This window comes from Sphaerisporangium rufum (assembly GCF_016863395.1).
Classification (GTDB): domain Bacteria; phylum Actinomycetota; class Actinomycetes; order Streptosporangiales; family Streptosporangiaceae; genus Sphaerisporangium; species Sphaerisporangium rufum.
In genome coordinates this window covers 24420-42070 of sequence record NZ_BOOU01000048.1, presented here as the reverse complement: position 1 = coordinate 42070, position 17651 = coordinate 24420, and the positions used below count along the sequence as shown (strand labels likewise).

Genomic DNA, 17651 nt, shown 5'->3' with positions numbered 1-17651 from the left:
ATGTCACTATCCTGACGGGCATGACGCAGACCCCCGCCGGCTGGTATCCCGATCCGTACGGAACCCCCCAATTGCGTTGGTGGGACGGTTCGCAGTGGACCGACGCCACCCATCCGCTGGAGGCGCCGGCCGGGGGGAACGGCCCGGTCAACACCGGCCAGTGGGCGCAGCCGGGGCAGGGGCGGCCGCAGGACGCCCCGCCCCGCCCGGAGGGCGAGTCCGGTCCCCGGCCGCCGGACGCCGGGGCGACCGGCTCCGGCCCGCCGGCGCCCGCCGGCCCGCGGCCGGCACCGATCACCGGTCCGCAGCCCGTCCCGGCCACCGAGCCGGGGCGGGGTCCGCAGGCCGCCTCCGGCGCCGACCGGCCGCAGGACGCCAGGCCCGAGACGCGGCCGGAGCCGGGAAGCGCACCGGGATCGGGATCGTGGCAGCCGCCCGGCGGACCGGTTCCGCCGGCGGGCGGCTCGGGGCCGGGCGCCCCGACCGGCCCGCGGCAGGGCGGGTTCGCCGCCCCAGGCGGGCCGCCGCCGGGGCCGCACGGCGCTCCCGGCCCGCAAGGGGCTCCCGGCCCGCAGGGTGCCCCGAATCCGTACGGCGCGCCGGCTCCGCACGGCGCTCCGGGCGCCCAGGGGGCTCCCGGCCCCTACGGTGGACCGGGACCGTACGGCGCGCCCGGTACCGGGCCGGCCGGCTGGGGCGGTCCGGGCTCGACCACCCAGATGCCGGTCCCCGAGTTCGGGGCGCCGGCGCCGGCGAAGCGTTCGATGCTGCCGTGGGTGCTCGGCGGCGGTGCGGTCGCCGTGCTGCTGGTGGTGGCGCTGGTGATCGGCCTCACCATCGCCAACCGCTCGGGCACCCCGACCGCGGCGGACTCGCCGCTGCCGAGCTCCGAGCCGTCCGAGCCGTCCGACCCGCAGATCACCCCGCCGCTGGAGACGCCCGCGCCCGAGCCTTCGGCGAGCACCGGCCCGCTGCCCCGGCCGGAGGGCGACACGGTCAAGGATCCGGGCAGCGGCCTGACCTACTTCTACCCGGGCGAGCCGTGGCAGGTGCCGGACCCGGCCGCCGTGAACGGCACCAAGAACGACCCGCGGGTCGGCTGGACCTCGGGATATCAGACCGTCTCGCAGAAGGACTTCGACGGGCAGGGCAACGACTGGATGGGCACCGTGCTGGCCGGCCCGCTGCCGGCGGCCTTCGAGTACTCCGGCACCGGCTCGCTGCGCGGCACGCTGGCGAGCACGCTGTTCACCTACGAGCGGATGTACTACGACGTGCCGCACACCCGCAAGATCCTGGGTGACAAGGCGATCGAGGTCAGCGGCAAGAAGGCCTGGACGCTGCGCTTCGAGATGGACTTCGGCGAGCAGGCCAAGGAGGCCGGCTGGAAGTGGAAGAAGGAGCAGGGCCTGCTGGTGCTGGTCGACCAGGGCGAAGGCAAGCGCCCGGCCCTGCTGTACGCCTCCGTGCCCGACAATCTGGACACATCGCTGATCAAGCGCATCCAGGACTCTCTCAAAGCGCCCTGACCGGGCACTACGCTGTGTCCATGAGTGACCTGCTGGTCTGGATCGACTGTGAGATGACCGGGCTCGATCTCGGCCGTGACGCGCTCGTCGAGGTCGCCTGCGTGGTGACCGACGGCGAGCTCAACCGCGTCGACGAGGGCGTGGACATCATCATCAAGCCCCCACGCGAGGCGGTGGAGCAGATGTCGGAGGTGGTGCGCCAGATGCACACCACCTCCGGGCTGCTCGACGCGCTCGCCGACGGCGTCACCCTCGCCGAGGCCGAGGCGGAGGTCCTCGCCTACATCCGGCGGCACGTCCCCGAGCCCAAGCGCGCGCCGCTGTGCGGCAACTCGATCTCCACCGACCGGGCGTTCATCGCGCGCGACATGCCGCAGGTCGACGGCCACCTGCACTACCGCATGGTGGACGTCTCCTCGGTGAAGGAACTGGTCCGCCGCTGGTACCCGCGGGTCTACTTCGCCGCGCCCGCCAAGCAGGGCGGGCACCGCGCGCTGGCCGACATCACCGAGAGCATCCAGGAGATGCGCTACTACCGGGCGGCCGTCTTCGTGCCGCAGCCCGGCCCCGACTCGGCCACCGCACGCGAGGTCGCGCACGGCATCACCGCGTCTTGACGGCCGGCGGCGTCAGAACTCCCAAAAGCCCGCTACACTTTTCCTGTACCGTGGTGCAGACCGCGGGACGATGGTGGGTGTAGCTCAGGTGGCAGAGCGCCAGGTTGTGGTCCTGGATGTCGTGGGTTCAAGTCCCATCACTCACCCGGCAGGTGATGGCCGGTCCCTAGCGGACCGGCCATCACGCTTTTACGGGGTGACCCGAGTTGCCCCGCAAAATCCTCCTTTGTCGCACACGTGCACCCCAAAGCCTGAACCGGCGGGCTATGCTCGCACACATCCGTACACCGCCAGCGCGGGGGGCTCGGCGATCTGACAATGATTCGCGGCACCGGAGGCCCGATGAGTGTCGAAGACGCCACCCGTGACGAGCACGCGCGCGCCGCGCTGAGCAAGCGCGAGGCCGAGGTGATGGAGCTGATCGCGACCGGCCACTCCAACGGGGAGATCGCCCAGCGCCTCTTCCTGAGCGAGAAGACGGTCAAGAACCACGTCAACCGCATCTACGCCAAGCTGGGGGCCGGTTCCCGAGGTGCCGCGATCGGCCTGTGGCGGGGCGTGCCCCCCGGCTGAGCGCCCCGCCCGCGGCCGTCACGCGGTGGCCGTCACGCGGTGGCCGGCTCTCGCCCGGCGGGCTCCGCCGGCGCCTTCCCGGACGCCGCCGGCGCGAGCGTGGCGAGCGCGCGGCCGAGCGCCGCCAGGCCGTACCCGATCTCCTCCGCGGTGATCGACAGGGCGGGGCGCAGCCGCACCGACCGCTCGCCGCACGGCAGCACGAGCACCCCTTCCTCCTCGCGGAGCGTCGCGATCAGCCGGTCCCGCCCGGCGGCCACGTCGAAGGCGCACATGAGCCCGCGCCCCCGGGGGGCGCTCACCAGCCCGGGGAACTCCGCGGCCAGCCGGCGCAGGCCGCCGAGCAGCAGCTCGCCGAGGGTGCCGGCCCGCGCGATCAGCCCGTCCCGCTCGATGATCTCCAGCATCCGGCGGGAGCGCACCATGTCGGCCAGCCCGCCGCCCCAGGTGGAATTGATCCGCCCGCTGACCTGGAACACGTTGTCGGGCACCTCGTCCACCCGGCGGCCGGCCATGATCCCGCCGACCTGGACCTTCTTGGCGAAGGCCACGATGTCGGGGGCCAGGCCCAGCTGCTGGTAGGCCCACGGGGTGCCGGTGAGCCCGGCACCGGTCTGCACCTCGTCCAGCACGAACAGCGCGTCGTGCTGGTGGCACAGCTCCTGGACGGCGCGCAGGAACTCCGGCCGCAGGTGATTGTCGCCGCCCTCGCCCTGGATGGGCTCGGCGATGAAGCAGGCGATGTCATGCGGATGGCGGTCGAAGGCGGCCCGCGCCTGGGCCAGGGACCGCTCCTCGGCGGCCTCGACGTCGCCGAAGTGGATCGCGGGCACGTCGATGCGCGGCCAGTCGAAGCGCGGGAACCGGTCGGTCTTGACCGGCTCGGTGTTGGTCAGCGACAGCGTGTAGCCGCTGCGGCCGTGGAACGCGCGCCGCAGGTGCAGCACCCGGGTGCCGAGGCCGCGCGGGCGGCCGTGCGCCTCGTTGTGGCGGCTCTTCCAGTCGAAGGCGCACTTCAACGCGTTCTCCACCGCCAGCGCACCGCCCTCAACGAAGAACAGGTGCGGCAGCTCCGGATCGCCCAGCACCCGCGCGAACGTGTCGGCGAAGTCGGCCAGGTGGTGGGTGTAGAGGTCGGAGTTGGCCGGCTTGTTGGCCGCGACCCGGCCGAGCAGCGCGAGGAACTCCGGGTCGTCGTCGAAGGGGTTCACCCCGAGCGGGGCGGAGGCGAAGAAGGTGTAGAAGTCGAGGTAGCGGCGCCCGGTCCCGGCGTCCACCAGCCACGAGCCGCGGCTGCGATCGAGGTCGAGCTCCAGCCGGTAGCCGTCGACGAGCAGGTGGCGGGCCAGACGGTCGAGGACGCCCATGTGCCCTCCTTGTCGAGTCGGACACGTACCTTCGAAGGTTTTTCCCCGTCGGCCGGGCGGATATGCGTATACCTTCCGGCACATCGGCCGTTCGACACGAAGATTTCAGGCGATGACCGGCATCCGGCCGTGGCCGGTCAGACGGCGTGCGCCGTGGTCCCGGCGGCCCCCCGGTGCCCGATGTCGTGCACCCGGTAGGCCAGCACCAGCAGCGAGATGCCGTAGACGATGGCGAAGAGCCCGATCAGCCAGGTCAGCGCCAGCGCGCCGGTGGCGGGCCAGGCGAACAGCAGGATGCCGAAGATGATCGCGAGCGCGCCGCTCACGATGTACATCCATTCGGTGTCCCCGCCCGCCCGGCGGCGTACCGCCGCGACGATCTCGGCCACCCCGATGACGATGGCATAGGCGGCGATGAGCATCAGCAGCGCGAACGCGGTGATGCCCGGCCAGATCCAGGCGATGATCCCGGCCAGCACGGCGAGGACGCCCGAGACGATCAACCAGGTGCGGGGGTCGCGCCCTGGCTCGCCGCGCAGCGCGCCGAACAGCGTGAAGGCCCCGCTCACGATCGCGAAGGCGCCGAACAGCACCACCAGGGTGAGCAGGGTGATCAACGGCCACACCAGGGCCAGGACGCCGAAGATGATCGCGCAGGCGCCGCGCGCCGCGATCGCCCACCACTGCCGTCCGAGGCCATGTCCCTCGCCATGTCCCTCGCCGTGCCGGATCTCGTGCATGCCGTCCTCCCGGATGGGCCCGGGCGGCGTACCACCGGGCCCCTCGTCCCGTATTTCGGTTCTTATCCGCAAAGGACCTGCTAACAGCCCATAGAAGAGTCAAATAACCCTTACTTGCCTACAAGTCCGTCAAGATCGAGCGGAGCCGTGGCGGCACGACCGGCGTCACAGGGCGGCCAGGAAACGGGCGGCGATCGGCGCCGCGACCGCCGCACCGTCCCCGCCGCCCTCCACCAGGATCGCGAACGCCAGATCCCCCCGGTACCCGGCGAACCAGGCGTCATCGCCCGCGCCGGATCCTCCCGGGACGCGGGACGCCACCCCGGCCGTCCCGGCGGGCAGCCCCGCCCCGGCGAGCGCCTGGTCGGCCACCGCGCCGGCCATCATCGAGCGCAGCCCGGCCGCCACCGGCCCGGGCAGCGCCCGTGGCCCCGGGATCCGGCGCGGCTGCTCCAGCAGCCGCACCGCCCGCTCCGACATCAGCCGGGGCGGCCGCCAGGTGCCGTCCCGCACGGTGGCCGCGGCCAGCGCCATGCACAGCGCCGAGGCCCGCGTCCCGCGTTGCCCGATCGCCATGGCGGCGAGCTCGCCGGGACCGTCCGGCTCGGCCACCTCGCCGCACCGGCCGCCGAGCCCGGAGTTCAGCGGGCCGCCGAACCCGAAGCCGGCCGCCTGCCGGCGCAGCGCGGCGCCGTCCAGCCGCTCGGCCGCCAGCCGGGCGAACCCGGCCGGGCACGACGCGGCGAACGCCTCCCGCAGGGACACCGTGCCGCGATCGTCGTCGCCGCCGCCGGAGATGCTCGTCCCGCCGGGGGGAACGTAGCTCGCCGGGCAGGCCACCGGGCTGTCGGCGGTGAGCCCGCCGCGCAGCAGCGCCGCCGCGGTGACCAGCCGGAAGGCGGTGCCGGGCGGGCGGCTCCGCTCGAACGCGCCGCGGCCGGGCAGCCGGTCGGCCACCGCCAGCACCTCGCCGGTGGACGGGCGGACCGCGACGAGCGCGGCCCGCCGGCCGGCGCCGTCCAGCGCCCGGGCCGCGGCGGCCTGCGTCCACCAGTCCAGCGTCGTGCGGTACCTGCGCTCGGTGGCCTCGCGGAACACCAGCAGCCGCCGGACGGCGCCGGTCGGTGCCACCGCCTGGACGGCCCAGCCGGCCGGCGGATCCTCGTCCAGCGCGTCGATCCGGGTCACCAGCTCGGTGAAGTAGGCCTGGGCACCGCTGTCGTGCGGCAGCGGCCGGCCCTGCCGGGTGAGCAGCTCGGTACCCGGCACCTGGATGCGGGCCAGGCTCAGCCGGTCGGCGCCGGCCCCCGGCTGCAGGGTCTCCGGCGTCCAGACGACCTTCCAGCCGCCGTCGCGCACCGCCAGGTGCAGCACGCCGGAGAAGGGCCACTGGCCGAGCTCGGAGATCTGCCGGATGCCCTGGAACGGCAGGTCGGCCGTGGTGGCACCGTGCCGGACGACCCGGCCGGGGGTGAGCGTCAGCGAGGTGATCTGCAGGTCGGCGGTGAGCCGGCGGTGCCGCTCGTCGAAGTCGGCGGGCGGGGCCGCCACCAGCGCGCGCATTCCCGCCAGGTTCTCCGCCGCCCAGGCCGCCAGGTAGGTGCGGCCGACCTCCTCGGGGGTGCCGGTCACCTTGCGCGCGTCCAGGACCAGTGCGCCCAACGCGCCGGCCACGATGACGAGGCTCAGCACCAGGAGTGCGAGAAGTCCTCGGCGGCGCATACGGTTTCTCCCAGGGAGTGCCGGTCCGGCACATCCGGATATATCAGACAACGTGGGGGTCAGGGGTGGGGAAGCGTAAGCCCGGTGCGGCCCCGGTGCCCGGCCGGCACCCGGTCGGCGCCGGCGAGGCGGAGCTCCTGCACGACCTCGACCGCCCCGGCGGCTGGCTGCTGAGCGTCGACGGGGTCCCCCAGTCGTACGTCGACCTGGACGATCCGACCTACCTGGAGTTCGAATACGTCCGGCTGATCGCCGAGGCGATCGACTCGCTGGAGGAGGGCCCGCTGGACGCCGTGCACGTGGGCGCGGGAGCCTGCACGCTGCCCCGGTACGTCGCGGCCACCCGCCCCGGGTCCCGGCACATCGTCATCGACCCGGACGCCGCGCTGATCCAGCTGGTCCGCGACCGGCTGCGGCTGAAGTCGGTGCCCCGGCTCAAGGTCCGCATCGACGGCGGCCGGACCGGGGTGGCCGCGCTGCCGGACGACTTCGCCGACCTGCTGGTGCTGGACGCGTTCGGCGGCGCGGTCATGCCTTTGGAACTGGCGACGGCGCAGTACCTCGCCGACGTCGCCCGGGTGCTGCGGCCCGGCGGGACGCTGCTGGCCAACATCGCCGACGGCCGCGGCCTGGCCTTCGCGCGCCGCTTCGTGGCGACCGTGCGCGGCGTGTTCCCGCACGCCGCCATGCTCGCCGAGCCGGGGGTGCTGCGCGGGCGCCGGTTCGGCAACCTCATCGTGGCCGCCTCGGCCGCGCCGCTGCCGCTGGCCCGGCTCACCCGCCGGGCGGCGGGCGGTCTCACCCAGGCGCGCTGCGTCGCCGAGGACGACCTGGCGAGATTCGTGGCCGGCGCCCCGCCGATCAACGACGGCGACCCGGTGGTGGCCCCGGTCCCGCCGCCCGCCCTGTTCGACTAGCCCGGCCGCTCCATCTACCACGGCTGCGTGGGGGGCGCTGTTGCCCTCCGTCCAGGCCGGGTCTACCGTAGAGACGACCTTTTGACCAGATAAGCAGATTTGGTCATGACGTTTCCAAGGGGGCACCCAGATGAGGGCAGCACCGACCGGTGAAGGCCCGGCGCCGCCCGGACCGGAGATCTCGGCGCGCGAGGAGCGGGCGCACCGCATCCTGGACGCCGCCGCCGAGCTGGTCGAGCGATGGGGGTACGACAAGACCACGGTGGGCGACGTCGCCCGGGTGGCCGGCGTCGCCAAGGGCACGATCTACCTGCACTGGAAGTCCCGGCAGGCGCTGTTCGGCGCGCTGCTGCGCCGCGACCGGGTGCGCATGCTGGAGGAGATCCGGCGCGGCCTCGGCGAGACACCGGGCGGGGCGACCCCGCGGGAGATGTTCCACCACCTGGGGCTCGCCATGTTCCGCCGCCCGCTGGTCCGGGCCGCCGTGCTGAACGACACCGAGGTGCTCGGCAGGCTGCTCCGGCACAAGCCCACCGTGCAGACCACCGAGGCGATGCGGTGGCTGGCCGACTCCTACCTGCGGGTGCTGCGCGAGCACCATGCCGTGCGCGAGGACCTGTCCCCCGCCGAGCTGGTGAACACGATCACCGGCACGATCTACGGGTTCTTCATGTTCGGCCCCAAGGTGCCCGAGCCCTACCGGCTGTCGGACGAAAGGCTGGCCGGCCTGCTCGCCGACACCCTGCACCGCGCGCTCGACTCGGGGCACGCCCTGTCCGCCGCCGAGGCGGCCGCGGTGTCCCGCGCCACGCTGGCCTACGTTGACCACGCCCTCAAGGTGGCCCGGGACCGGCTCCGCCTCTCCTTCGACACCACCGATCTCGAGAAAGACTACGTCCGGTGACCGATCTCCCCTATGTGCTGCCACTCGCCGACGACCGGGCCGACCTGGCCGCGGCCGGTGGCAAGGGCTCCTCCCTCGCCCGGCTGGCCGCCGCCGGTCTGCCCGTCCCGGCGGGCTTCCATGTCACCACCGCCGCCTACGAGGCCTTCCTGGCCGCGGCCGGCCTGGCCGAGCCCGTCGTCGCCGCGGCGTCCGGCGCGGCCTCACCCGAGGCCGCCGAGCGGGCGGTGGCCGACCTGTTCGACCACGCCGGTATCCCCGAGCCGGTCGCGGCGGCCGTCCGCAAGGCCTACTCCGCCCTGGGCTCGCCCGCCGTCGCGGTGCGCTCCTCGGCCACCGCCGAGGACCTGCCGGACCTGTCGTTCGCCGGGCAGCAGGAGACCTTCCTGAACGTCCAGGGCGAGGCGGCGGTGCTGGCCGCGGTGAAGAACTGCTGGGCCTCGCTGTGGGGGGCGCGGGCCATCGCCTACCGGGACCGCAACGGCGTCGACCCCGGCGAGATCTCCACCGCGGTGGTGGTGCAGGAGCTGGTGCCCGCGGACGCGGCCGGCGTGCTGTTCACCGTGGACCCGGTCAGCGGCGCGGCCGGCCGGATGACGATCGACGCCGCCTGGGGCCTGGGCGAATCCGTGGTCGGCGGCGGGGTCACCGCCGACACCGTCGTCGCCGCCCGGCCGGACGGCCGGGTCGTCGAGCGGCGCACCGGCGACAAGGCGGTGATGACCGTGCGCACCGCGGACGGCACCGCCGAGGTACCGGTACCGGCCGACCGGCGCGACCGGCAGGTGCTGGACGACGGCCAGGTCGCCGAGCTGGTCGGGCTGGGCGAGGCGGTGGAGCGGCTGTACGGGCGGCCGATGGACGTGGAGTGGGCCTGGCACGACGGCGCCTTCTTCGTGCTCCAGGCGCGCCCGATCACCGGCGCCGGCCGCGGCCCGGCGGAGACGTGGAACGACAGCCTGGCGGGCGACTACCTCTGGACCAGCGGCAACCTCGGTGAGGCCATCCCCGACATCATGACCCCGGCCACCTGGTCCTTCGTCCGGAGCTTCATGCAGGGCGCCATGCGCACCTCCTCGGTGCCCGGCATGGAGGCGTACGGGCGCATCGGCGGCCGGTTCTACATGAACCTCAGCATGGCCGCCACCCTCGCCGCGACCTTCGGGATGCGCCGGCGGTTCGCCGCCGAAGCCGAGGCCGTCTTCGGACGGATCCCGCCGGGCATGGAGATCCCGCTGGTACCGATCTCACGCTGGAAGATCATCCGGCGGATCCTGCCATCGGTGATCCGGCTCGCCCGGGAGATCCGGGGGAACATCGCCCGGCTGCCCGCCTTCTGCGCGGCGGCACCGGCCCGGTGCACGGAGCTGCGCGAGCGCATCGCCGGCACCGCCGACCCCGGCGCCCTCGCCGCACTCTGGCGAGACGAGGCCGGCCCGTACGTGATGGAGGCCTCCTTCATGCTGGAGGCGGCGACCCGGCAGGACCCCAACGCGCTGACCGGTCTGCGTGACCGGCTGAGCCGGCTGGTCGGCCCGGCGGACGCCGCCGCGCTGGCGACCGGTCTGCACTCTGCGGCGGACGGCGGCCTGGCCAGCCTCGGCCCGCTGGTCGGGCTGGAGCGGCTCGCCCGCGGCGAGATCGATCAGGAGACCTTCGCCCGCGAGTGGGGGCACCGGGGCCCGAGCGAGTTCGAGGTGTCGATCCCGCGGCCCGCCGAGCAGCCGGACTGGGTGGAGCGGCGGCTGGCCGGCCTGCGCGACGCCGAATACGACGTGGCCGCCCTGCTCGCCCGGCAGCAGGAGGCGCGGGAAGCGGCCTGGCGGCGCCTGGCGGAGCGTCACCCGGACAAGGTGCGGACCACCCGGCGCGACGTGGCGCGGATGACCAAGGCGCTGCGGAGTCGCGAGATCGCCCGCTCGGAGGTGATCCGGGCGGTCTGGGTGTGCCGGGCGTTCGTGTTGCGGGCCGGTGAGCTCACGGGCCGTGGCGACGACCTGTTCTTCCTGGACGTCGAAGAGATCCTCAGCCTGCTAGGCGGGGACGAGGCCCCGCTCGCCAAGGTGGCGGCCCGGCGCGCCGCCTACGAGGGCTACCGGGCGTTGCCGGTGTACCCGACGCTGATCCGCGGCCGGTTCGATCCGTTCCGGTGGGCGGCCGACCCGAACCGCCGGCACGACGTGTTCGACGAGCACGACCAGGTGGCCGCGCCGGGTGGCACCCTCCGCGGCTTCCCCGGGTCGGCCGGCATCGTGCAGGGACCGGCCCGGGTGGTGACCAGCCTGGACGAGGGCGAGGCGCTGCGGCCCGGCGAGATCCTGGTCACCACGGTCACCAACGTGGGCTGGACCCCGCTGTTCCCCCGCGCGGCCGCCGTGGTCACCGACGTCGGGGCGCCGCTCTCGCACGCCGCCATCGTCGCCCGCGAGCTCGGCATCCCGGCCGTGGTCGGCTGCGGCGACGCCACCGCCCGGCTGCGCACCGGCGACCTGGTCCGGGTCGACGGCGAGCACGGCACCGTGGACATCATCTCCCAGCCGGCGGCGCCGGTGTCCTGACCGGCGGCCGCCGTCCCGTCCGGCGGGCCGGGCGGGACGGCGGCGTCAGGTCGCGGTCCGTTCCGGCGGGCCGGGGGACGGCAGCGTCAGGTCGCGGCGCCGTGGTCGGCGGCGATGGCGTCGATCCGGCCGGCCAGCCGGAAGTCGAGCTCGGTGAGCCCGCCGGCGTCGTGGGTGGTCAGCGCCAGGCGCAGCTCCCGCCAGCGGATGTCGATGTCGGGGTGGTGGTTCAGGTGCTCGGCCTGCTCGGCCACGTCGTTGACGATGGCGATGGCGGTGCGGAAGTCCGGCGCGGTCACCGTGCGGCGGATCTCGTCACCCTCGCGCCGCCACCCGGGCAGCCCGGCCAGCCGGGCGGATATCGATGCCTCGTCGAGCCTTTCCATACTTCACTCTTTCACGCGGGGCAGCCGTCGTGGCAGGCAGGTCATTTGACGGCGCCGGCGGTGAGGCCGGACTGGATCTGGCGCTGGAAGATGATGTAGACCACCAGCATCGGCAGGATGGCCATGGACAGCGCGGCGAACAGGCCGGGCCAGTCGGCCTCGTAGCCGGCATTGGTGTTGATGTTCGCGATGCCCTGGGTGAGCAGCCACTTGTCCTCCACCGCGCCGGACAGCAGCACGATCGGCAGCAGGTACTGGTTCCACTGGCCGATGATGTTGAAGATGGTGATGCTGACCAGGCCGGGGCGGGCCATCGGCATCATGATCTGGAAGAACGTGCGGGTGTGCGAGGCGCCGTCCATCATGGCCGCCTCCGCCACCGAGGTCGGCAGGGTGCGGAAGAACGCCGACAGGAAGAACACGGTGAACGGCAGCGAGTAGGCGACGTACACCAGGATCACCCCGAGATGGGTGTCGATCAGGCCGAGGTTGCGCACCACGAAGAACAGCGGGACCAGGGCCAGGAACACCGGGAAGGCCAGCCCGGAGACGAACAGGTAGTAGACGGCGCGGTTGCCGAAGAAGCGGTACCGGGCCAGGACGTAGGCGGCCATCGAGCCGAACAGCATGGTGAGGAACGTGCTGGCCCCCACCACCAGGGCGGTGTTGAGCATGTACCGCCCGATGTGCGCCTTGTCCCACGCCCGTCCCCAGGCTCCCCAGTCGTAGGCCTGCGGCAGGGCGAGCGGGGCGTCACCGACGATCTCGGCGTTGGTCTTGAACGAGGCGAGGAACGTCCACAGGATGGGCCCGATGACGAGGATCGCCCAGACGACCAGGGCGACGTGGGAGAGCGCGCCGAAGACCCCGGGGGTGTCGCGCGGCCGGCGGCCGGCGGGGCGGGGCGGCCGGGCGACCCGGACGGTTTCGGTGGTGGTCGCGGTGTCCGCCATGGCTAAAGCTCGATCCTCTCGCGCCGGGTGACCCGGAGGCTCAGCGCGGCGAACGTGATGGTCAGGAAGAACAGCGCCACGCCCATCGCCGAGGCGTAGCCGAACTTGGAGAAAGTGAACGCGGTGCGCCAGATCTCCAGCGGCAGCACGGTGGTGGCGTTGTCCGGGCCGCCGCGGTCCACCGACAGCACCTGCACCAGGGCGAAGCAGTCGAACGCCGCGATGCCGAGGTACACCCAGCCGACCTGGATGGTGTCCCAGATGAGCGGCAGCGTGATGCCGAAGAAGAGGCGGAACCGCCCGGCGCCGTCCAGCGCGGCCGCCTCGAAGACGTCCTGCGGGATGGCCGACATCCCGGCGGAGAACAGCACCACGTAGAAGCCGACCAGCTGCCAGACCAGCACCGCCATGATCGACCAGAGCGCCAGGTCCGGCTCGATCAGCCAGCCGACCGGATCGATGCCGGCCAGGGCGAGCAGCCCGTTGAGCACGCCGGTGCCGTCCGGCCGGTAGACCGCCTGGAACAGCACGCCCACGACGGCCACCGCGAGCACCTGCGGGAAGAAGTACACGACCCGGTAGAACTTCGAGCCGGGCACGCCGGCCGTCCGCCCGCGCCGGCCGCCGCCGATGTTGAGGAGGAAGGCGAAGAACAGCGCGACGGCGATGGTGACGAGCGGCAGCGCGAGCAGCAGCAGCCCGTGATGGCGGACCGCCGCCCAGAACACCTCGTCACCGAGCAGCCGGGTGAAGTTCTCCATGCCGACGAACGTGGGTGTCGCCGAGATGCCCTTCCAGTTGGTCAGCGAGATGTAGAACGCCTGGGCGTACGGGCCGATCACGAACACCACGTACAGCACCAGCGGGACCAGCAGGAAAGAGAAGACGAACCCGTAGGTCCGCGCCTTCGCGCCGGAGAACCCGCCCGCGCCCCCGCCGCCGCGCCACCGCATGATCGGTCACACCGTCCGGTTCTGCTTGGTGATCGAGGAGTCCGACTTCACGGAGTCCGCCTTCTTCTGCATGTTGGCGCAGAACTCGTCGGCGGAGATCCGGCCGAACATCAGGGAGTTGGTCTGCTTGCGCAGCTCGGTCTCCAGCTCCTTGTACCAGTTCTCGAAGCTGCTGTAGGTGACGATGTTCGCGCCCGCCGCCTTCAGCGCGTCGTTGACGCTCTTCAGCCCCGGGGACAGCGGCAGCCCGTCGGCGGCGCCGGTGACGACGGTGAGGCTGCCGGACTTCTCGGTGAAGCCCTTGGCGCCCTCCTTGGAGAGCATGATCCGCGCGTACTCCAGCGCGCCGGCGGTGTTCTTGGCCTTGGCCGGGATGATGTAGGGCTCGCCGGCCGCCGAGCGGATGGCCTCGAACGGCATCTTGTCGGCGGGGGTGAGGCTCGGCGTGGGCGTCATCGCGTACTCGAAGGACTCGGGCGTGTTGGACTTCTGCTCGTTCTCCAGCCACGACCCGGACGGGTACAGCGCGACCTTGTCCTGGTTCTGCCGGGTCTGTACCTCGGTGTGGATGAGCCCTTCGTAGCTCTTGTCCATGAACTTGCCGATGGCGGCCCAGGCCGCGGCGGACTTCTTCATGGCGTCGCGGGTCCACACCCCGTCCACCAGGTTGTCGACGTCCATCAGCAGCTGGTTGCCCTCGATCTTGGCGGCGGTGATGAGGATCATCCAGTACTGGTAGTAGGCGGCGTTCTTGCCGGCGTAGGCGTAGGGGGTGATGCCCGCCTTCTTGATCGTCTCGCAGAGCGCGGTGAACTCGTCGAACGTCTTGGGCGGCGTCCAGCCCTTCTCCTGGAAGAGCTTGCCGTTGTACCAGAGCCCGTACCCGCTGGAGACGTAGTTGAGGATGTAGGGCTTGCCGGCTATCTGCCCGGACTCGACGGTGCCCGGGATCAGCGTGTCCCTGATCTTCTTGGCCGGGTCGTCGATGGACGGCGCGTCGAACAGCGCGGTCAGGTCGAGCAGCTGGCCCTCGCTCTGCAGCGCGCCGTTGTCCATCAGGTCGGAGCCGGAGTTGGCGATGAAGTCCGGCACGTCACCGCTGGCGAACCGGGGCTGCAGGGTCTGGGCGATCTGCTGGGTGGCGACGTGCTTGACGGAGGCCTTGGGGAACTCCTTGGTGTACATCGGCTCGTGGACGTCGGTGGCGTAGGAGTCGCCGAGGCCGCCCTTGAAGATGACGACCTCCAGCGGGGCGTCCGCCTTGACCCCGAACGGGTTGGCCGCCGAGGTCGCCGCGCCGCCGGCGGACGGCGCCGCGGAGGCGGCCGGCGCCCCGCCGCTGGTGGCGCAGGCGCTCAGCAGGCCGCCGGCCGGGCCGGCGACGAGCGCGGTGAGGCCGATCCGGCGGAGCATCTGCCGCCGGGTTATGTCTTTGGGCGTGCCGCCGGCATAGGACATGCGACCCTCCAGGGGGCGTGATGAGCCGAATTAGGAAAGTTTCCTAAACGTTTGGAGGAACGTACGTCCCTCCCCGCGCACCGTCAAGTGGTATGGGCCAAGCCGTGATCTACCTGTGGCCGGGCGGCGAGCGGCCCGCGACCTCGCCCGGCGGCAGGGGCCCGGCCGGCGCGGCAACGGCACAGGTCACCGGCCGATCATGACACAGCGGCACGCGGGCAGGCGGCCGCCGGGCCGGTCTAGACCAGTACGGGTCCGCGCGGCGCCGCCGGTCCGGTCGCCGGCGCCACGGGGAGCGACCGCCCCGCGCCCGCCGCAGGGGCAGCCGGCCGGCGGTCGCCGCGCGGGCGGCCGTCCACAAGACGGACCGTCCCGCCGCGCCGCGCGCCGACCGGCTAGCGTCGGAGGGCAACGATCCCGACATCGGAGGACAGAGCGGTGCCCCTCCAGCTGACCGGCGCGCCCGGCGACCCGGACCTGATCCGCCTGCCCTGGCAGCTGCCCCTGGAGGAGTGGCCGGAGCACCACCTGGTCACCCTGCCGCGCGGCATCTCCCGGCACATCGTGCGCTTCGTCCGGCTGTCCGGGCACGTGTACGCCATCAAGGAGATCAGCAAGCGGTACGCCCAGCGCGAGTACCAGCTGCTGTGGGACCTGAGCCGGCACGACGCCCCGGCCGTGGAGCCGGTGGCCGTGGTCACCGGGCGGGTGGACGCCGCCGGGGAGCCCCTCGACGCGGCGCTGATCACCCGCCACCTGCGCTTCTCGCTGCCCTACCGGGCGATGCTGTCCGGCACGCTGCGGCAGGACACGCTGGTCCGGCTGCTGGACGCGCTGGCGGTGCTGATCGTCCGGCTGCACCTGACGGGCTTCTACTGGGGCGACTGCTCGCTGAGCAACACCCTGTTCCGCCGGGACGCGGGCGCGTTCGCGGCCTACCTCGTGGACGCGGAGACCGGCGAGCTGCACCCGGTGCTCAGCGAGGGCCAGCGCCTGCACGACATCGACGTCGCCCACATGAACATCTACGGGGAGATGCTCGACCTGTCGGCGGGCGGCTTCCTGCACGCCTCGGTCGACCCGCTGGCCTTCGCCGACCAGCTGTACGAGCGCTACCACCGGCTGTGGAAGGAGCTCACCCAGGAGGAGATCGTCGAGGACGTCGAGTGGCATCTCATCGACCAGCGCATCCGCCGGCTGAACTCCCTCGGCTTCGACGTCGCCGAGATGATGGTGCGCCGCAAGGCGGGCACGGCCCGGCTGGTCGTCCGGCCCAAGGTGGTCGACGCCGGGCACCACCAGCGCCGCCTGCTGCGGCTCACCGGGCTGGACGTGGAGGAGAACCAGGCGCGCCGCCTGCTCAACGACCTTGACTCCTTCCGGGTGGCCAAGGGGCTGCGCCACGAGGACGAGGCGATCGTGGCGCACCGGTGGCTGGCCGAGACCTTCCAGCCGACGGTCGGTGCGATCCCGCCGGAGCTGCGCGGCAAGCTGGAGCCGGCCCAGCTGTTCCACGAGGTGCTGGACCACCGCTGGTTCATGTCGGAGGCCGAGGGCGGCGACGTGGGACTGGCGGCCGCGCTGCGTTCCTACATCGACAACGTGCTGGTCTTCAAGCCGGACGAGGCGGCCGTCATCGGCGAGGAGCCGGACGACGAGACCGTGGCCGCCGCCGAACCGGAGACCCGGGCCGTGGACGTCACCGAGGGCTGACCGCCGCGGCGGCGCCCCGGTCCAGCTCGGCGACCCGTACGGCGGCCGCCGCCAGGTCGTCCTCGCCGAAGACGTCCACTCCGTGGGCGCGCAGCAGCGCCGTGGTGACCCCCGCGCCGGGCGCGAGCCGGCCGCCGAACGTGCCGTCGTGCACGCGCAGCGCGCCGCACGACGGGCTGCCCTCCTTGAGCACGGCCACCCGCAGCGCCAGCCGGCGCGCCACCGCGAGCGCGGCGTGCGCGCCCTCGACGAAGTGCGCGGTGACGTCGGCGCCGGCGGCGGTCAGCACCCGGGCGTGGCCGGCCAGCACCGCCGCCCCGCCCGCGCCGCCCTCGATCTCGGCGGGCGGGCGCGGCACCGGCAGCCCGCCGGCCACCTCCGGGCAGAACAGGACCAGCCGTCCCTCGGCCCGCCACCGGACCAGTACCGCGTCGCCGGACGTCTTGGCCCGCCCGTCGTAGCGCACCGGCCGACCGGCGAGGCACGCGCTGACCAGTACCCGCTGCATGCCTCCACGTTAGCCGCCCGCCCGGCGGCGCGGTGACCGCGAGCGGTGGCGCGGGAATCCACCGTGCCGGCGACCCTGTGCCGGCGACCCTGCGCCGGCGACCCTGTGCCGGCGACCCGGCGGCGATCGAGTGACCGTGGCCGGGGCCGGCCGGATGGCTGCCGTCCGTCAAACCCGGTTTCGTCCCCCCGTAAACACCTTTATCGCGCGATCATTGCCCGTCCCTAGCATTTGGTCGGCCATTCCTTCTACCCGGTGAAAGATCCTTACATCTGGTTGCTTTTCCTGACCTTTCACCAGGGCGAGCAGGCCCGGCGGGCTCTCTAGAGTTGGCGTCGCCCATTGGACGGCCGGCCGGCGAGGAGTGATCGTGCTCGACATCGAAGACTGCCTCCGCGAGATCCTCGCGATTCCCGGCGCGCTGGACGCGCTCGCCGTCGAGGACATCGGCGGCGCCGCGATCGCCACCGGGCGCGGGGCGGGGGGTTTCGACGCGCAGGCCACCGCGCAAGGGCTGTGCCGCGCCTTCCATGCCACCCTGGACGCCCTCGGGCCGGCCTCGCCGCACGGCACCGTGCGGGTGGAGGACGCCATCGTCACCGCCGACCAGGGACTGCACCTGGTGCGCCCGCTGGACACCCCCCTCACCGGCCCGGTCCTGCTCTACGTGCGGCTCGACCGCGACCGGGCCAACCTCGCGCTGGCGCGCCACCGCCTGCGCGAGCTGTCCGGCCGGCTGATCACGACGTGACC

At 73.0% G+C, this 17651-nt stretch carries 16 protein-coding genes and 1 tRNA gene; 9 read left to right on the top strand and 8 right to left on the bottom strand.

The annotated features are described in order from the left end of the window. Positions 1-20 precede the first annotated feature (20 nt). The 4 genes from Sru01_RS16955 to Sru01_RS16940 all read left to right on the top strand — a co-directional run bounded on the left by Sru01_RS16955 (position 21) and on the right by Sru01_RS16940 (position 2719). Positions 21-1529 carry a DUF2510 domain-containing protein gene (locus Sru01_RS16955; protein ID WP_203985934.1) on the top strand — a complete coding sequence of 503 codons (1509 nt, stop codon included), beginning with the start codon at positions 21-23 and terminating at the stop codon, positions 1527-1529. A gap of 20 nt (positions 1530-1549) precedes the next feature. Then, positions 1550-2146 (top strand): oligoribonuclease, encoded by a 597-nt coding sequence (orn, locus tag Sru01_RS16950; protein ID WP_203985932.1) that lies wholly within the window; start codon positions 1550-1552, stop codon positions 2144-2146. 73 nt (positions 2147-2219) lie between these two features. Further along, positions 2220-2292 (top strand) — tRNA-His (locus Sru01_RS16945). 196 nt (positions 2293-2488) lie between these two features. Continuing rightward, positions 2489-2719 (top strand): helix-turn-helix domain-containing protein, encoded by a 231-nt coding sequence (locus Sru01_RS16940; protein WP_203985929.1) that lies wholly within the window; start codon positions 2489-2491, stop codon positions 2717-2719. Between the two features lie 32 nt (positions 2720-2751). Here the strand turns inward: Sru01_RS16940 and lat are convergent, their stop codons facing one another. From lat to Sru01_RS16925, 3 genes are all read right to left on the bottom strand, one after another. Next, entirely contained in the window at positions 2752-4086 is a 1335-nt protein-coding gene (gene lat / locus Sru01_RS16935) for an L-lysine 6-transaminase (protein WP_203985926.1), read from the bottom strand. A 137-nt stretch (positions 4087-4223) separates the two neighbouring features. Then, positions 4224-4826 (bottom strand): HdeD family acid-resistance protein, encoded by a 603-nt coding sequence (locus tag Sru01_RS16930; RefSeq protein ID WP_203985923.1) that lies wholly within the window; start codon positions 4824-4826, stop codon positions 4224-4226. 165 nt (positions 4827-4991) lie between these two features. Continuing rightward, on the bottom strand, positions 4992-6518 hold the full coding sequence (locus Sru01_RS16925) for a penicillin-binding transpeptidase domain-containing protein (RefSeq protein ID WP_203985920.1): 1527 nt from the start codon (positions 6516-6518) through the stop codon (positions 4992-4994). Positions 6519-6613: 95 nt separating this feature from the next. Here Sru01_RS16925 and Sru01_RS16920 point away from each other — a divergent pair, with 95 nt between their 5' ends. From Sru01_RS16920 to Sru01_RS16910, 3 genes are all read left to right on the top strand, one after another. After that, positions 6614-7465, top strand: a complete 852-nt coding sequence (locus Sru01_RS16920; RefSeq protein WP_239137496.1) for a spermidine synthase — start codon at positions 6614-6616, stop codon at positions 7463-7465. A 130-nt stretch (positions 7466-7595) separates the two neighbouring features. Next, positions 7596-8369 (top strand): TetR/AcrR family transcriptional regulator, encoded by a 774-nt coding sequence (locus Sru01_RS16915; protein ID WP_203985917.1) that lies wholly within the window; start codon positions 7596-7598, stop codon positions 8367-8369. Then, positions 8366-10927: a PEP/pyruvate-binding domain-containing protein gene (locus tag Sru01_RS16910; RefSeq protein ID WP_203985913.1), complete on the top strand. Its 2562-nt coding sequence runs from the start codon at positions 8366-8368 to the stop codon at positions 10925-10927. The genes Sru01_RS16915 and Sru01_RS16910 overlap by 4 nt, the downstream gene beginning before the upstream one ends. An 86-nt stretch (positions 10928-11013) precedes the next feature. On the opposite strand, the gene Sru01_RS16905 is transcribed toward Sru01_RS16910, so the two are convergent. The 4 genes from Sru01_RS16905 to ngcE are packed head-to-tail and all read right to left on the bottom strand — an operon-like array spanning position 11014 to position 14677. Then, positions 11014-11313 carry a 4a-hydroxytetrahydrobiopterin dehydratase gene (locus Sru01_RS16905; RefSeq protein WP_203985910.1) on the bottom strand — a complete coding sequence of 100 codons (300 nt, stop codon included), beginning with the start codon at positions 11311-11313 and terminating at the stop codon, positions 11014-11016. A 41-nt stretch (positions 11314-11354) separates the two neighbouring features. After that, positions 11355-12266: a carbohydrate ABC transporter permease gene (locus Sru01_RS16900; RefSeq protein WP_203985907.1), complete on the bottom strand. Its 912-nt coding sequence runs from the start codon at positions 12264-12266 to the stop codon at positions 11355-11357. Between the two features lie 2 nt (positions 12267-12268). Next, positions 12269-13219 carry a carbohydrate ABC transporter permease gene (locus Sru01_RS16895; RefSeq protein WP_203985904.1) on the bottom strand — a complete coding sequence of 317 codons (951 nt, stop codon included), beginning with the start codon at positions 13217-13219 and terminating at the stop codon, positions 12269-12271. Between the two features lie 6 nt (positions 13220-13225). Beyond that, positions 13226-14677, bottom strand: coding sequence for an N-acetylglucosamine/diacetylchitobiose ABC transporter substrate-binding protein (gene ngcE / locus Sru01_RS16890; protein WP_203985900.1), 1452 nt, complete (start codon positions 14675-14677; stop codon positions 13226-13228). A gap of 438 nt (positions 14678-15115) precedes the next feature. Between ngcE and Sru01_RS16885 the strand changes: the two genes are divergently transcribed. Beyond that, positions 15116-16390 (top strand): DUF4032 domain-containing protein, encoded by a 1275-nt coding sequence (locus Sru01_RS16885; RefSeq protein ID WP_203985897.1) that lies wholly within the window; start codon positions 15116-15118, stop codon positions 16388-16390. On the opposite strand, the gene Sru01_RS16880 is transcribed toward Sru01_RS16885, so the two are convergent. Beyond that, positions 16377-16898 carry a 2-thiouracil desulfurase family protein gene (locus Sru01_RS16880; protein ID WP_203985893.1) on the bottom strand — a complete coding sequence of 174 codons (522 nt, stop codon included), beginning with the start codon at positions 16896-16898 and terminating at the stop codon, positions 16377-16379. The genes Sru01_RS16885 and Sru01_RS16880 overlap by 14 nt on opposite strands. Positions 16899-17268: 370 nt before the next feature. Here Sru01_RS16880 and Sru01_RS16875 point away from each other — a divergent pair, with 370 nt between their 5' ends. Further along, complete coding sequence (locus tag Sru01_RS16875) at positions 17269-17649, top strand: roadblock/LC7 domain-containing protein (RefSeq protein ID WP_203985890.1); 381 nt, start codon at positions 17269-17271, stop codon at positions 17647-17649. Positions 17650-17651: the final 2 nt, after the last annotated feature.

What these genes read in the sequence shown, in the direction of transcription:
- Sru01_RS16930 (WP_203985923.1), bottom strand. Translation starts at nt 4,826, where the DNA reads ATGCACGAGATCCGGCACGGCGAGGGACATGGCGAGGGACATGGCCTC.
- Sru01_RS16940 (WP_203985929.1), top strand. Translation starts at nt 2,489, where the DNA reads ATGAGTGTCGAAGACGCCACCCGTGACGAGCACGCGCGCGCCGCGCTG.
- Sru01_RS16905 (WP_203985910.1), bottom strand. Translation starts at nt 11,313, where the DNA reads ATGGAAAGGCTCGACGAGGCATCGATATCCGCCCGGCTGGCCGGGCTG.
- lat (WP_203985926.1), bottom strand. Translation starts at nt 4,086, where the DNA reads ATGGGCGTCCTCGACCGTCTGGCCCGCCACCTGCTCGTCGACGGCTAC.
- ngcE (WP_203985900.1), bottom strand. Translation starts at nt 14,677, where the DNA reads ATGTCCTATGCCGGCGGCACGCCCAAAGACATAACCCGGCGGCAGATG.
- Sru01_RS16915 (WP_203985917.1), top strand. Translation starts at nt 7,596, where the DNA reads ATGAGGGCAGCACCGACCGGTGAAGGCCCGGCGCCGCCCGGACCGGAG.
- orn (WP_203985932.1), top strand. Translation starts at nt 1,550, where the DNA reads ATGAGTGACCTGCTGGTCTGGATCGACTGTGAGATGACCGGGCTCGAT.
- Sru01_RS16955 (WP_203985934.1), top strand. Translation starts at nt 21, where the DNA reads ATGACGCAGACCCCCGCCGGCTGGTATCCCGATCCGTACGGAACCCCC.
- Sru01_RS16880 (WP_203985893.1), bottom strand. Translation starts at nt 16,898, where the DNA reads ATGCAGCGGGTACTGGTCAGCGCGTGCCTCGCCGGTCGGCCGGTGCGC.
- Sru01_RS16900 (WP_203985907.1), bottom strand. Translation starts at nt 12,266, where the DNA reads ATGGCGGACACCGCGACCACCACCGAAACCGTCCGGGTCGCCCGGCCG.
- Sru01_RS16895 (WP_203985904.1), bottom strand. Translation starts at nt 13,219, where the DNA reads ATGCGGTGGCGCGGCGGCGGGGGCGCGGGCGGGTTCTCCGGCGCGAAG.